This window comes from Pseudoduganella sp. LjRoot289, assembly GCF_964252925.1.
GTDB lineage: Bacteria > Pseudomonadota > Gammaproteobacteria > Burkholderiales > Burkholderiaceae_D > Rugamonas.
Window position 1 is genome coordinate 5,827,671 of the sequence record NZ_CAXUPN020000001.1, and the last position, 12,904, is coordinate 5,840,574.

The following is a 12,904-nucleotide window of genomic DNA, read 5'->3' on the forward strand; positions in this document are numbered from 1 at the left end:
ATGGGGCGGCCACTGGCCGCCCCATTTCATTTGGGGCCGCTTGTTTTACGGCACCAGGCTGAAGTTCACGCCGGTCTGGTTGGCGGCCGAGATGTCGACCAGCGGGATGGTCTTGCGGGTGTAGCCGGTGGCACTAGCGTCCACCTGGTATTTGCCCACGCCCGGCAGCACCGTGGCGGCGGTGCCGAACACCAGCGGCAGCGTGGCGCTGTACGGCGCGTATTGCGGCGCCGCCACGGGCAGGCCCGCCAGCGTGTACGCGCCGGTCGCCAGGTCCGCGCCCTGGTATTTGATGGTCACGACCGGCCCGGCCGCGAAGGTTTGCTTGGCCGCGACGTAGGCCGCCTCGGTGCTGCTGGCCGGGGTCAGCGTGACCGCGCCGGCGATGCTGCCCGTGGTGGAAACCGGCAGGGCGATAGGCGCGCTTGCCACGCTGAGCGGGACGATGGCCGTGGTGCTGGTCACCGGTACGGCGCCGATCACGGCGGCGGCGCGGTTGTCGGCCGTGACGACCACGTCGTAATTACCCAGCGGCAAGCGGGTCAGCGAGAACTCGCCGGTGGTGGTGTTGGGCGTGGTGGCGCTGACGATGGCGCCGTTCTGCTGCGCCGAGACAGTCACATGGCTGCCCAGCAGGCTGGTGGCGACAAAGCCGCCGATGCCGTTCAGGGCGGTCGGGATCACCTTGACCACCGGTTTCAGCGCGTATTTTCCGTTGCCTTTTGTGACCACGGACTTGCAGGCGTCGAAGTCCAGCACCAGGTCCACGCGCTGGCCGGCGGCCACGTCGAATTCGTTGACCAGCTTGATGCCGCTTTGCACCGCGCTCGGCGTATCCAGCGTCACCTCGGCGGTGCCGCCGCTGGGCACGACCGAATTGGCCAGGCCGGCGCCGGCGTTGCCGTCGAGCACCAGGCGCAGCTGCGAGTAGTGGCCGGCGCTGAGCGGGGTCTGGCCCAGCGCGTCGAGGGCGCCGTTGGTCAGGTTCAGCAGGTTGATCTTGCGCGCAGGGCTGAGCGTGATGTCGGTCCAGCCACTATCGGTATCGCTGGCGCTGGCGCTCTGGTTCACCCGCACTTTGTTGACGGTGATGTTGACGGCGTCGAAGCCGCAAGCGGGCGCGTCGGTCAGCGATACACCGAGGGTGCCCATGGTGGTGGCCGGGGGCGGGGTACCGCCGCCGCCGCCGCCGCAGGCGGACAGGGCTAGGGCGACGGCGCTGGCGGCTGCCACTGCCGCGAGTTGTTTGCTGGGTAGGCACTGCTTGCCTGGCATTTTCATGATGGACCTCTCTTTTGGTGGCGGGCTTGCGCAGCGATGAGTTCGCTGCTCAGCCATTATGCGATCCGAGAGGCAACTATTATGTGCGTTGCCGCACACAGTGGCGGTTTGTAACAATGACTTACATTTCGCTAGCTACGCAGTGCCAAGGCCGGCGACATGCGCAGCGCGGCCAGGGTATGGCGCGCGGTGGCCGCCAGCGCCACCAGCGCGATCAGCGCCAGCGCCACAGCCAGCGTCCAGCCGCCCACCGGCGCTTGTTCGACAAAGCTGGCCAGGTAACGCGCGATGGCGACTGCCGCGAGCGGCAATCCCAGCAGCGCCGCGACACCGGTCAGCAGCAGGAATTCCCGGCCCAGCAGGCGCGCGATGGCGCGGCGGTTCGCGCCGTACAGTTTGCGCAGCACGATTTCGCGCGTGCGCCGCTGGACGCTGTAGGCCGACAGCACATAGATGCCGAAGGCGGCCAGCAGTGTCGCCGTCATGCTGGCCGCCGCCAGCAGTTGCGCCAGCCGCAGGTCGTCCGCATAGTTTTCCGCGAAGTAGCCGCTGGCGCGGCGAATGGCGGTGGCGTGGGTCGGCAGGTGCGACCGCCACAGGGTTTCGGCGGCCTGCTCCAGCGTGCGCAGGTCGCCCTGGTAGCGCACCGTCATGGTGGTCGCGTCCAGGCTGTTGCGGTAGACGATGGGTTCCGGTTTTTGGCGCAGTGACTGGTAGCGCAAGTCGGGCGCGATGCCGATCACGCGCGAATTGACCGGCGCTTTCCCGTGCGACACGCTGATGAACTGGCCAACCGCATCGCGCGGCGTGGCGAAGCCGAGCGCCAACGCCGCGCTGGCGTTCAGCATGACAGCGCTGTCGTTGTCTTCCCGCTCGCGCTGCGGATCGAAAGCGCGCCCGGCCAGCGGCTGCGCGCCGTACACCTGGAAGAAGTTCGGCGAGACCGAGCGCTCCATCAGCAAGGCCGCCGTGCCGCCCGCGCGCTGCACCGCGATATGGTTGCCGTTGATGCGCTGGCCCACCGGATCGGGTGCAGTCGCCACGCCCTGCACGCCGGGCACGCGGATCAAGGCGTCGCGCAGGCCGCGGCCGCCGTCGCCCTCCGACATGCGCACCGGCAGCTCCAGCACCAGCAACGGCGACGGATCGAAACCGGGATCGGCCGAGCTGGCGTAGCGGGTCTGCCAGGCGACGGCCAGGGTGGTGGAGGTCAGGCCCATGGCCGCCGTCATCTGCAAAACGGTGACGGCGCGCCGCAGCCACAGCGTGCCGACGGTTTCCTGGTTGTCGCGGCCGGCCAGCGCCTGGGCCGGATGCATGCGCAGCGCCACCCAGGCCGGATAGAGTCCGGCTAGCACGCCGGCGGTCACGCCCAGCGCCACGCTGGCCAGCAAGGCGACTGGCGTCAGCATGGCTTCCAGCGGCCGGTCCATCATCTGCGCAAACGACGGCAGCAGCAGCCACGCCAGCAGCAAGCCGCCCGCCGTGGCCAGCAAGGCCACCAGCAGCGATTCGGCGATGAACTGGCCGGCGATGCGCAGCGCGCTGGCGCCCAGCACCTTGCGCATCGCGATTTCGCCCTGGCGCCGCATGGCGCGCACGCTGGCCAGGTTCACATAGTTGGTCACCGCCAGCAGCAGGATCAGCAGCGCCACGGCGGCCACGCCCGCGATGGCGCGCATATCGCCGTGCGCGCCCGCGCCGGGACGGTTCGTCAGGCTGCTGTCGAAGTACATATCCGGCAGCGGCGTGAGCGCCACTTCCATGATTTTTTTGTCGCCCAATTGCGCCAGCACCTGCTTGGGCAGCTCGTTGCGCAGCGGTGAATTGTCGAACGCGTCCTGCAGGGCGCGGCGGAGGGTGTCCGGCCGCGTGCCGGGCGCCAGGCGCACGAAGATGGAGCCGGCCAGGCCGCCCCAGGCGAGGCTAAAAAAGTCGCGCGTCTCTTGCGGAATCAGCTTGCCGTCGATGCCGGCCAGCGCGCCGTAGGGCAGGCTGGTGGCTGCAGGCGGATCGGCCAGCAGGGCCAGGACGGTGAACTGCTCGCCTTGCAGGTTCAAGGTCTTGCCGATCACGCTGGTGCTGCCCAGCAGCTGCAAAGCCCTGCTGCGCGTGAGGGCGATGGCGTCGGGCCGCGTCAATGCCGCGCGCAGGTCGCCTTCGACCGCCCGCAGGTCCAGCACCTGCTGCATGCCGGGCGAGACGATCATCACCTCCGACATTTGCAGCACGTCGCCCATGCGCAGCGTGAACTTGCCGGGGAAGGCCATGCCTGCGGCCTGCGCCAGGCCGCTGTCCAGCGCCGTCTGCAGCAAGGGACCGGGCACCGCCTGCGCCCAGCCATCGTTGCCGCCCACGTTGATCCGTACTTTAATCAGATGCACCTGGTCCGCTTGCGGCACATGGCTGTCGTAGCTGAAGCAGTAGCGCACGTAGCCGAGCAGCAGGAAGCAGGCCGCGAAGCCCAGCGCCAGGCCGAGGATGGTGACGGCGGAATAGGCGCGCTCCTGCAGCAGCAGGCGCCAGCCGATGCGAAAGTCGGCCGCCTTCATGCGGCGCGCAGCGCATCGACCATGACGCGGCCGTCCAGCAGGTTCAGTGTGCGCGACGCCTGCGCCGCGTGGGCAGGCGAGTGCGTCACCATGACCACCGTCGTGCCTTCGGCGTTGATGGTGCGCAGCAGGCGCATCACCTCGTCGCCGTGCGCGGTATCGAGGTTGCCGGTCGGTTCATCGGCCAGCAACAGGGCCGGGCCGGACACCAGGGCGCGCGCGATCGCCACGCGCTGCTGCTGGCCGCCGGACAGCTGCGAAGGACGGTGGCCCGCGCGGTGCGCCACGCCCAGCTTGTCCAGCATCGCCGTCACCCTGGCCTTGCGCTCGCGCGCCGCCATGCCGGTGTATTCCAGCGCCAGTTCCACGTTCTCGAACACGCTTAGTTCCTCGATCAGGTTGAAGCTCTGGAAGATGAAGCCGATGCGGCCGCGCCGCAGCTCGTTCAGCTTCGCCTCGCTCCAGCCCGCCACGTTCTTCCCGTCGAACCAGTATTCGCCGCTGCTGGGCACATCGAGCAGGCCGAGCAGGCTGAGCAGGGTAGACTTGCCGCACCCGGAAGGACCGGTGATGGCGACGTACTCGCCCGCGTCGATCTGCAGGTCGATGCGGTCCAGCGCCGTGGTCTGGACTTCGCCGGCCAGGTGGACTTTGCTGACGCCCGATAATTTGAGCATGTTGACTCCTTGGTTGTTGGTGGTGAGCTTACTTGGAAATTTGCAGCCTGGGGGACTTGCCGTAGGACGTGTAGCCCGACACGATGACGCGCTCGCCGGCGGCCAGGCCGGACAGCACTTCGATCTGGCTGTTGTTGCGGCGGCCGGTGCGGATTTCGCGCCGCTCGGCCGCATCGCCGGCTGCCGCGAGCACGAAAGCCCAGGTGCCGCCGCTGTCGTTGACGAAGGCGCCGTTCGGCAGCAGCAGCGCGGGCGCCGGTTCGCCCAAGGTGACGCGCGCGTCCACGCTCTGGCCGGGGCTGAGCCCTTCCGGCTGGGCCTTGCTGAACACCAGCTCCACGGTGAAACGGCCTTCCTTGATCTGCGGGTAGACGGTGGCCACGTCCACCGGGTAACTGCGCTCGTCCAGCAGCACGCTGCCGTGGCGGCCCACGGCCACGCGCTTCAGGTAGTACTCGTCCACCTCGGCGGTGAGCTTGAACCGGGTGGGATCGTCGATGCGGCCGACATGCTTGCCGGTGGCGATGGACTCGCCCACCTGCAGCCTGAAGTCGGTCAGCCGGCCGGCGCTGGGGGCGCGCACCGCCAGCGCCTCCACCGTCGCGCTGACCAGCTTCAGGCCGGACTGCAAGCCGTCCAGCGCCTTGTCCAGCTGCGCCAGCGCGGTGCCGCGCACGCGCTGGTCGGTGGCGTCGCTGGCCTGCGCCTGCGCCAGGGTACGGCGCTGCTGCGCCAGGCGGTCCTGCGACTCCTCCAGCGCGGCGGCCGACAGATAGCCCTGCGCCGCCAGCTTCTCGTCGCGCGCATGGCGCTTGCCCGCCTGTTCCGCCGCGTAGGCCAGGTCGTCCAGGCGGCGCCGGTGTTCGCTGCGGCTGGCTTCCTGCGCCACGCGCAGATTGGACAGGTTGGAGATTTGCTGCGCGTGTTCCGCCTGGCGCGCCAGCAGTTCCAGGTTGCGCTGCGGGTTGGAGATGCGGAACAGCAGCTGCCCCTGTTTCACGAGGTCGCCGTCGCGCGCGAACACCTCCTCGACGCGGCCCGACTCCACCGAGTCGAGCATCACCGAATGCAGCGGTTCCGCGGCGGCGCGCACGACGATGTCGTCGCGGAAGATGCCGCGCTCCACCGCCGCGATGCGCAGTTCGCCGGCCGCCACCTGCAGGCCGCGCGGCATCCAGTGCCACAGCGCGAAAGCGAGCGCGCCCGCTGCGGCCGAGGCGGCGCAGACCAGCGCGATGGTCCTGGCGCGCCGCTTGGGCACGATGGTGTCCATGGCGGCGCCGGTGACCACCTTGGGCTGCGGAGTGTTCATATTTTTTTATGCGGGGAAGTCGATGAGGCTGCATTTGCAAGCCCCGTGCCAGGGCGTCGCCACGGGGCCGGATTCGTGGCGGGACGGTGTTTTCGGCGCCCGGTGCGCATGGCTTGTCCGTATCCGGACAGGGGCGGCTGTCCGGTATCGGACAGTGCCGCCGATGCCGCCAAAACGCCCGCTCCGCCAGCCCGGACGTGCTGCTAGAATGCGCCACATGGCCGACCCTACAGCACGCATCCTGATACTCGACGACGACACCGACGTCGCCTGCGCCGCCCAGCTGCTGCTGCGCCGCCGCTACGGCACCGTCGCCACGCTGAACGAGCCCGCGCAGCTGCGCGGCTACCTCGCGCGATCGGTACCGGACGTGGTGCTGCTCGACTTGAACTTCACGCCCGGCCGCATCGACGGCGCCGAAGGGCTGGCGCTGCTCGACGTGCTGCGCGCGCAAGCGAACGCCCCCGCCGTCATCGCGCTGACCGCCTACGCCGACGTGCCGCTGGCGGTGGCTGCCCTGAAGCGCGGCGCCAGCGACTTCATCACCAAGCCATGGGACAACGCGCGCCTGGTGGCGGCGGTGGATGCGGCCCTGGCGCAGCGCGCCGCCGTCCCGTCAGCCTCATCCTGTACAGCCGCCACCGCTACCGCCGCGCTGATGGGCGACTCGTCCGCCATGCGCAGCCTGAAAACGATGATCGCCAGCGTGGGGCCCACCGGCGCCAACGTCATGATCCTGGGCGAGAACGGTGTCGGCAAGGAACTGGTCGCGCGCGCCATCCACCTGTCCTCGCAGCGCGCCGGCGGCACCTTCCTGGCGGTCGACATGGGCGCCTTGCCCGAGTCCACCTTCGAGAGCGAATTGTTCGGCCACCGCAAAGGCTCCTTCACGGACGCCAGGGCCGACCGCGCCGGGCGCTTCCAGTCCGCGCGCGGCGGCTCGCTATTTCTCGACGAAATCGGCAACATGCCCCTGGCGGCGCAAGCCAAGCTGCTGACGGTGCTGGAGCGGCGTGAAGTGACGCCGATCGGCGCCGACCGTCCCGAGGCGATCGACGTGCGCATCATCAGCGCCACCAACCTGGACGAAGTGCGGCTGTTCGATCCGGCCGAATTCCGTCCCGACCTGCTGTTCCGCCTGAACACCATCGTGATCCGCGTGCCGCCGCTGCGCGAGCGCCGCGAAGACATTCCCGGCCTGCTGCGGCACTACCTCGGCGCCTACGAACGCCAGTACCAGCGCCCCGCGCGGGCCGTGGCCGACGATGCGCTGGCATGGCTGGTGCAATATCCGTGGCCCGGCAACGTACGCGCGCTGCGTCACGCCTGCGAGCGCGCCGTCATCCTCGGCCAGGAGAGCGCATACCGCGCCGGAGACTTCGGCCTGACTGTTGCCGGCGCCGCTGACCCGGGCCGGCCGGCCACCGGCGCGGCAAGGCCTGGCGCCGTTCCCGGTACCGGCACCGCGGGAGCGGCCATCGCCGCCAGCGCCGTCGGTGCGGCGTCGCCGCCTGCCGCAGCCGGCGACGACCTGACTTTGAGCGCGCTGGAGCGCGACGCCATCGCCGCCGCGCTGGCCGCCGCCAAGGGCAACATCAGCCACACGGCCCGCATGCTGGGCGTCAGCCGCGCCGCGCTGTACCGCAAGCTGGGCAAGCATGGCATCTGAGCGGCGGCTCCGGTTCACCATCTATGCCAGCGTCGCCGCGCTGATGGCGCTCAGCGCCTGCGCCGTCGGCATGGCCGGCTCCCCCCGCCTGCAAGTGCTGTGCGCCATCGCCGCAGTGCTCCCCGCCTGGCATCTGCGGCAGAGCCTGTGTCTGCTTTTTCGCGTTTGGGGTCAGCCCCGGGACCACCGAAAAATAGACACGAGCCCGGCCCTTGCGCCGCCTTTTCCCTATGACAGCGCGTCCGGCGCGCAGGCGGATTCCGCGGCACATCTGCCGCATCAGGGCCTGACCCCGAACGGGGCTTCGAGCGTCAACAGCGGGCATGGGAGCCCGGCCCCAAGCGGCACCGACAGTGGCTTGCTGACGCCGGACCGGCGCGCGCTGCTGGCTGCGGCGCAGGCGCTGGAGGCGCGCCTGGAGCATGCGCCGATCGCGCTGTTCGGCATCGAGCACCTGAGCGGACCCGGTGCGCTGGCGCCGTTGAACGCGGCCGCGCGCCGCCTGCTGGCGCCTGGCCGCGCCAGCGACCCGGCCCAGTTGCGGCAGCTGCTGTCGGCGCAAACCGCCGAGCGCCGCGAGCTGGTGAGCTTCGAGTCGGAGCGCGGCACCGAGCGCGCACTGGCCGCCGTCACCGCGCTGACGGTGCAGGGCGCTGGCCAACGCCTGGCCGCGCTGATGCCGGTCGAGAGCGAGCTGGAAGCGGAGGCGCTGAACGCGTGGCGCCAGCTGGTGCAGGTGCTGACGCACGAGATCATGAATTCGCTGACGCCGGTCGCTTCGCTGTCGCGCACCGCCTGCGATCTGCTGGACGAGGTGAAGCCTGATCTGGCGCAGGATGTCAGCGGCGACCTGGGCACCGCGCTGGACGCCATCGCGCGCCGCGCCGCCAGCCTGGTGGAGTTCGTGGCCAGCTATCGCAGCCTGTCCACCGTGCCGCAGGCGTCGCCGGAGCGCGTGCACTTGTCCGATCTGTTCGCGCGGCTGTCCATGCTGATGGCGCCGCAGTGGCAGGCGCGCGGCGGGCGCGCGGAGTTTTCGGTGGAACCGACGTCGCTGGAGGTCATGGTCGACGCGGGGCAGCTGGAGCAAGCCTTGATCAACCTGCTGAAGAACGCGGCGGAAGCCACGGACGCCGTCGCGCGGCCGCAGCTGCAGGTGAGCGCGCGCCTGAGCCGAGGGGGGCGCTTGCGCATCGAAGTGGCCGACAACGGGCCCGGCGTGCCGGTCGACATGGCCGCGCACATCTTCACGCCGTTCTTCTCGACCAAGCAGAAGGGGCGCGGCATCGGCCTGGCCATGGTGCGCCACCTGGTGCACGCCAACGGCGGCATGGTGCGCTACGCGAAGCCGGTCGGCGCCGGCGCCCGTTTCATCGTCACGTTCTGAGGCGGGATCAACGCAGCATGTCGATGTGCATGATGCCGTCCTCGTCGTATGGCGCGGTCACCGTTTCGAAGCCGAAGCTGCCGTAGAATTTTTCCAGGTAGAGTTGCGCGCCGATGCGGAAGCGGTGGCCGGGATGCAGCGCTTCGGCGCGGCGTATGCCCTGCTCGAGCAACTGGCGCCCAATGCCGCTGCCGCGCGCGGATGCTGCCGTCAAGACGCGGCCGAGGGACATTTCGGGATATTTCACGCCGGGCGCGATGCAGCGCAGATAGGCCGCCAGCTGGCGCTTGCCGTCGACCACGTGCCAGGCCATCAGGTGATGCGCCGCCTGGTCGTAGCCGTCGAGATCGGGGTACAGGCATTTCTGTTCCAGCATGAAGACTTCTTGCCGCTGGCGCAGCACTTCATACAGGTCTTCACGCGGGATGCTGTCAAAATCAAGCCACTGCCATTCAATCATGGTTGCCTCTGCAAGGAATGAGGCAACCATTGTATGGCATCACTCATAACGGGGCAGCGTGCCGGCCTTGATGGCCTGCGCCAGTTCGGCGCGCACTTGCTGGCGGCTTGCGGCTGGCGTCGCCGGCGTGCTGCCTGGATACGCTTCGCCCGACACGACTTCGCCATTGCGCAGGGCGGCGATGGTTTCGGCCTTCACTTCGGCGCGGGTCTTGGTGGAGATGAAATCGATGTTGGCCTGGTAGCCTTCGCCGCTGTTGACGGGTTCGGCGGCGTAGGCGCTGGCGCTCAGGGCGAGGACGGCGGCTGCAACGGTCAGGATGGAGGTTTTCATGATGTTTCCTTTCAATATTTTATCGGTATCGATATGTTAGTGCGCTACTCTTAAGTTCAGCTTAGGGACGTCGCCGCCACCGCTTGCGCGGCGGCGGCAATCCGGCTGCTTAGACGATGGTCAGCGTGACGTCGATGTTGCCACGGGTGGCGTTCGAGTATGGGCAGACGATGTGGGCTGCGTTCACCAGTTTTTCGGCGGTGGCGCGGTCCAGGCCCGGCAACGTGATTTTCAGTTCCACTTCGATGCCGAAGCCGGTCTCGATGGCGCCGATACCGACGGTGCCTTCCACCGACAGGTCGGCCGGCACGGCGATCTTGTCACGGCCGCCGACGAATTTCATCGCGCCGATGAAGCAAGCCGAGTAGCCGGCGGCGAACAGCTGTTCAGGGTTGGTGCCGACTGCACCGGCGCCGCCAAGTTCCTTCGGGGTGGTCAGTTTCGCGTCCAGCACGCCGTCGGAGGACACAGCGCGGCCTTCACGGCCACCGGTTGCTTTGGCGGTTGCGCGGTACAGAACTTGTTGGATCGACATGGTGTTTCCTTTCAGTGGTTGACGTAGGTACTAGCATGATAGCTAGCTATTAAATAGTGTGCTACTTGTTTCGTTTTCGCGCTACAACTGCGGCGCCAATGAACACACTATAGATCGTGCGCTACTTAATAGCAAGCGATTTTTATCGATGGCCCTGAAAAAATTGCAGGGCCCGATGGATGCGGATTATTTCGCGGCGACCGCTTCCACCTGGATGCGCAGCGCGACATCCATCGAGAAGCCGTAATCCTTGCCCGCCGCGAGGCCGAAGTCCTCCCGGTTGAAGGTGGCCGAGGCGTCCGCGCCGCACAGCTCGCGCTTGAGCATGGGATGCGGGATGCATTTGAAGCGGTTCAGCTTGAGCGTCACCGGCTTGGTCACGCCGTGCAGCGTCAGTTCGCCCTGCACCTCGCTTGCCGTGCCGTCGGCGAGCTTCATGGTGCCGGAGTAGCGTGCGGTCTTGCCGTATTTTTTGATGTCGAAGAAGTCCTTGCCCTGCGCCCACTTGTTCAGCAAGTCTTCGCCGAAGTCGATGCTGGAGAGGTCGATGGCGATGTCCAGCGTGCCTTGCCCGGCCTCGCGGTCCAGCACCACCTTGCCGCTGTTCTTGTTGATCTTCCCGCGCCAGTAGGAGATGCCCATGTGGTCGGCCTCGAAACTGGGGAAGGTGTGGTGGGGATCGATGTCGTAGGCCACGGGCGCTGCGCTGGCCGCGCTGCAGGCGAAAAGGGCGGCGGCGAGCAGTTTGCTGCTGGACTTCATGGCGACTCCTGTCGTGGGGGATGGGAGTGCACAGTCTAGCAGCCCGCAGCCGCCTGCGCGCTCAGTTCGGATACTCTGGCAGCGGCGCGACGGAGCCGAGTGTCCATTTTTTTTGTTCGTCCACGTTACGTGGACATTGACTTATAGATGGACGGCGTCCAAAATGTAATTGATGTCCACGGACCGTGGACAGACACACTTATATGGTCAATCTACTGTTGAGGCTGAACATGTCAGCAGTCCAATATGAGTCAGCGCCAGTGTATGAGGCGTTAGAAGTCATGCAGCGAACCACGGGTCTACGTGCACAGGTATTAGAAAAGATTGCCGCTGCACCCGGCGGGCATATGGCGATTAGAGCCGACGATGGGCATTCCTTTCATTTTACCTATGAAGTCAAACAGACCATCGACCGCCGCGATCAGCTGCTGACGTTCAGGAATTTGCACACTGGCGCTGTGCTGATCACTCGATCGCTCACCAGCGCAATGGCTGAGCAATGCCGTGAACTCAATGTCCAGTTTATTGATCATGCAGGCAATTGCTTCTTACGGCAAAGTGGACTATTTGTCTTCGTCAGCGGGCTAAAAGATACAACAAAGGGAAAGCAAGCTGCGGCTCGCGGACTAACCCCAGCTGCATTGCGCGTCGTTTTTGCTGTCCTGACTCGGCCCTCTATTCTGAATAACAGCGTGCGGCGAATCGCGGAAGTGGCCTCTGTATCCCATGGTGCGGCCGGGGCCGCCTTGATCCTGCTTGAGGAGATGGGGCTTTTCACAAGTTCAAGATCGGGGCGCCGCGTATTGGCCATGCCTGAGCGATGGCTTGACACATGGACAGAAGGTTACTTGGGTCGAATACGTCCGAAGCTGGAAAAACACAAGATGAGTTCTCCCGCGCCGGTTTCTGCACTTCTCGAACGAATCAGCCCTAAAATGCGTGAAGTAGCACTAGGGGGAGAGGCGGCTGCAGCGCATCTGGATATGGACCTGAAGCCGGGCACGCTTACCTTGTATGTCGACCTTGATGACCCGAGCGTAATGCGACACTTGGCGCAAGAACTAAAGCTGCGCCGGGATCCCGATGGCTCAATTGAGCTGATCAACATGTTTTGGAACACCATGGACTTGCAGTGTTTCCCAACCGTGCCCAACGCATTGATTTATGCGGACCTGATCGGTGCCGGCGACGAGCGAACGATGGAAATTGCCATCAGTCTTAAAAAGGAAATCTGTGCCTATGTTGCAAGTGCATCCTGATAGGCCGCTAACAAAAACTGTAATCGCTTTGATTCGCGTTCTCGATCGTGTGGCAAAGCAGCTAGACACTCCCTATTTCGTCATTGGTGCCACTGCTCGTGACATCTTGCTGGAACATGTGTATGGGCTGGAAGCGGGCCGCGCAACAAGAGATGTCGATTTCGCGGTGGCTGTTTCCTCCTGGGGCGAGTTTGAACAATTAAAAACACAGCTCATAGCCACAGGCGAGTTCGTGGCTGGCGACAATGCACACCGCCTCACATTCGGTGAGCGCTCCGGTGTTTATCCGCTTGACTTGGTGCCATTTGATGGAGTGGAGCAAGATGGCGAAATAGCTTGGCCTCCAAAGGGCGAGTTCGTCATGAACGTCACAGGATATGCAGACGGGTACATCAGCGCACTCGACGTTGAAATTGAACCCGGATTCCGCATCAAAATTGTATCCTTACCAGCTATGGTGGCACTCAAAATTTTAGCTTGGAAAGATCGGCCGGAGCGGGACAAGCACGCCTCAGATGTTCTGTTGATTCGTCAGAATTATTACCAAGCTGGTCAATTTGATCGACTTTACAAAGACGCCGTCGATCTGCTAGAAGCACATGGCTATGACCTCGAATGGGCTGGTGCTGCCTTCCCCCTGTGCCAATATAACTTGAGACACCTACCCGATTAATTTA

12 protein-coding genes are annotated in these 12,904 nt (G+C 65.9%); 4 read left to right on the forward strand and 8 right to left on the reverse strand.

Annotation, left to right across the window (positions count from 1 at the left end):
* Positions 1 to 45 precede the first annotated feature (45 nt).
* From ACSQ8Y_RS25070 to ACSQ8Y_RS25085, 4 genes are all read right to left on the reverse strand, one after another.
* Positions 46 to 1,275, reverse strand: a complete 1,230-nt coding sequence (locus ACSQ8Y_RS25070; protein WP_436269908.1) for a DUF4382 domain-containing protein — start codon at positions 1,273 to 1,275, stop codon at positions 46 to 48.
* A gap of 137 nt (positions 1,276 to 1,412) precedes the next feature.
* A complete protein-coding gene (locus ACSQ8Y_RS25075) occupies positions 1,413 to 3,833 on the reverse strand; it encodes an FtsX-like permease family protein (RefSeq protein WP_436269117.1) in 2,421 nt (806 codons plus the stop codon).
* Entirely contained in the window at positions 3,830 to 4,510 is a 681-nt protein-coding gene (locus ACSQ8Y_RS25080) for an ABC transporter ATP-binding protein (RefSeq protein ID WP_436269118.1), read from the reverse strand. Before ACSQ8Y_RS25080 ends, ACSQ8Y_RS25075 begins: the two co-directional genes overlap by 4 nt.
* 28 nt (positions 4,511 to 4,538) lie before the next feature.
* On the reverse strand, positions 4,539 to 5,822 hold the full coding sequence (locus ACSQ8Y_RS25085) for an efflux RND transporter periplasmic adaptor subunit (RefSeq protein ID WP_436269119.1): 1,284 nt from the start codon (positions 5,820 to 5,822) through the stop codon (positions 4,539 to 4,541).
* Positions 5,823 to 6,039: 217 nt separating this feature from the next.
* On the opposite strand from ACSQ8Y_RS25085, the gene ACSQ8Y_RS25090 reads away from it, so the two are divergent.
* Together ACSQ8Y_RS25090 and ACSQ8Y_RS25095 are read left to right on the forward strand one after the other, a co-directional pair.
* A complete protein-coding gene (locus tag ACSQ8Y_RS25090; protein ID WP_436269120.1) occupies positions 6,040 to 7,491 on the forward strand; it encodes a sigma-54-dependent transcriptional regulator in 1,452 nt (483 codons plus the stop codon).
* A complete protein-coding gene (locus ACSQ8Y_RS25095; RefSeq protein ID WP_436269121.1) occupies positions 7,481 to 8,878 on the forward strand; it encodes a sensor histidine kinase in 1,398 nt (465 codons plus the stop codon). Before ACSQ8Y_RS25090 ends, ACSQ8Y_RS25095 begins: the two co-directional genes overlap by 11 nt.
* 7 nt (positions 8,879 to 8,885) lie before the next feature.
* On the opposite strand, the gene ACSQ8Y_RS25100 is transcribed toward ACSQ8Y_RS25095, so the two are convergent.
* From ACSQ8Y_RS25100 to ACSQ8Y_RS25115, 4 genes are all read right to left on the reverse strand, one after another.
* Entirely contained in the window at positions 8,886 to 9,338 is a 453-nt protein-coding gene (locus ACSQ8Y_RS25100) for a GNAT family N-acetyltransferase (RefSeq protein WP_436269122.1), read from the reverse strand.
* 39 nt (positions 9,339 to 9,377) lie between these two features.
* A complete protein-coding gene (locus ACSQ8Y_RS25105; protein ID WP_436269123.1) occupies positions 9,378 to 9,671 on the reverse strand; it encodes a DUF4148 domain-containing protein in 294 nt (97 codons plus the stop codon).
* A gap of 109 nt (positions 9,672 to 9,780) precedes the next feature.
* Positions 9,781 to 10,206, reverse strand: coding sequence for an organic hydroperoxide resistance protein (locus ACSQ8Y_RS25110; protein WP_436269124.1), 426 nt, complete (start codon positions 10,204 to 10,206; stop codon positions 9,781 to 9,783).
* A gap of 186 nt (positions 10,207 to 10,392) precedes the next feature.
* Complete coding sequence (locus tag ACSQ8Y_RS25115) at positions 10,393 to 10,968, reverse strand: YceI family protein (RefSeq protein WP_436269125.1); 576 nt, start codon at positions 10,966 to 10,968, stop codon at positions 10,393 to 10,395.
* A 203-nt stretch (positions 10,969 to 11,171) separates the two neighbouring features.
* On the opposite strand from ACSQ8Y_RS25115, the gene ACSQ8Y_RS25120 reads away from it, so the two are divergent.
* Together ACSQ8Y_RS25120 and ACSQ8Y_RS25125 are read left to right on the forward strand one after the other, a co-directional pair.
* Positions 11,172 to 12,227, forward strand: coding sequence for a type IV toxin-antitoxin system AbiEi family antitoxin (locus tag ACSQ8Y_RS25120; protein ID WP_436269126.1), 1,056 nt, complete (start codon positions 11,172 to 11,174; stop codon positions 12,225 to 12,227).
* Positions 12,208 to 12,900: a nucleotidyl transferase AbiEii/AbiGii toxin family protein gene (locus ACSQ8Y_RS25125; protein WP_436269127.1), complete on the forward strand. Its 693-nt coding sequence runs from the start codon at positions 12,208 to 12,210 to the stop codon at positions 12,898 to 12,900. The genes ACSQ8Y_RS25120 and ACSQ8Y_RS25125 overlap by 20 nt, the downstream gene beginning before the upstream one ends.
* Positions 12,901 to 12,904 lie beyond the last annotated feature (4 nt).

Bases quoted from the DNA above. Each gene is read 5' to 3' on its own strand.
- ACSQ8Y_RS25070 (WP_436269908.1), bottom strand. From the start codon at position 1,275: ATGCCAGGCAAGCAGTGCCTACCCAGCAAACAACTCGCGGCAGTGGCA.
- ACSQ8Y_RS25075 (WP_436269117.1), bottom strand. From the start codon at position 3,833: ATGAAGGCGGCCGACTTTCGCATCGGCTGGCGCCTGCTGCTGCAGGAG.
- ACSQ8Y_RS25080 (WP_436269118.1), bottom strand. From the start codon at position 4,510: ATGCTCAAATTATCGGGCGTCAGCAAAGTCCACCTGGCCGGCGAAGTC.
- ACSQ8Y_RS25085 (WP_436269119.1), bottom strand. From the start codon at position 5,822: ATGAACACTCCGCAGCCCAAGGTGGTCACCGGCGCCGCCATGGACACC.
- ACSQ8Y_RS25090 (WP_436269120.1), top strand. From the start codon at position 6,040: ATGGCCGACCCTACAGCACGCATCCTGATACTCGACGACGACACCGAC.
- ACSQ8Y_RS25095 (WP_436269121.1), top strand. From the start codon at position 7,481: ATGGCATCTGAGCGGCGGCTCCGGTTCACCATCTATGCCAGCGTCGCC.
- ACSQ8Y_RS25100 (WP_436269122.1), bottom strand. From the start codon at position 9,338: ATGATTGAATGGCAGTGGCTTGATTTTGACAGCATCCCGCGTGAAGAC.
- ACSQ8Y_RS25105 (WP_436269123.1), bottom strand. From the start codon at position 9,671: ATGAAAACCTCCATCCTGACCGTTGCAGCCGCCGTCCTCGCCCTGAGC.
- ACSQ8Y_RS25110 (WP_436269124.1), bottom strand. From the start codon at position 10,206: ATGTCGATCCAACAAGTTCTGTACCGCGCAACCGCCAAAGCAACCGGT.
- ACSQ8Y_RS25115 (WP_436269125.1), bottom strand. From the start codon at position 10,968: ATGAAGTCCAGCAGCAAACTGCTCGCCGCCGCCCTTTTCGCCTGCAGC.
- ACSQ8Y_RS25120 (WP_436269126.1), top strand. From the start codon at position 11,172: ATGGTCAATCTACTGTTGAGGCTGAACATGTCAGCAGTCCAATATGAG.
- ACSQ8Y_RS25125 (WP_436269127.1), top strand. From the start codon at position 12,208: ATGTTGCAAGTGCATCCTGATAGGCCGCTAACAAAAACTGTAATCGCT.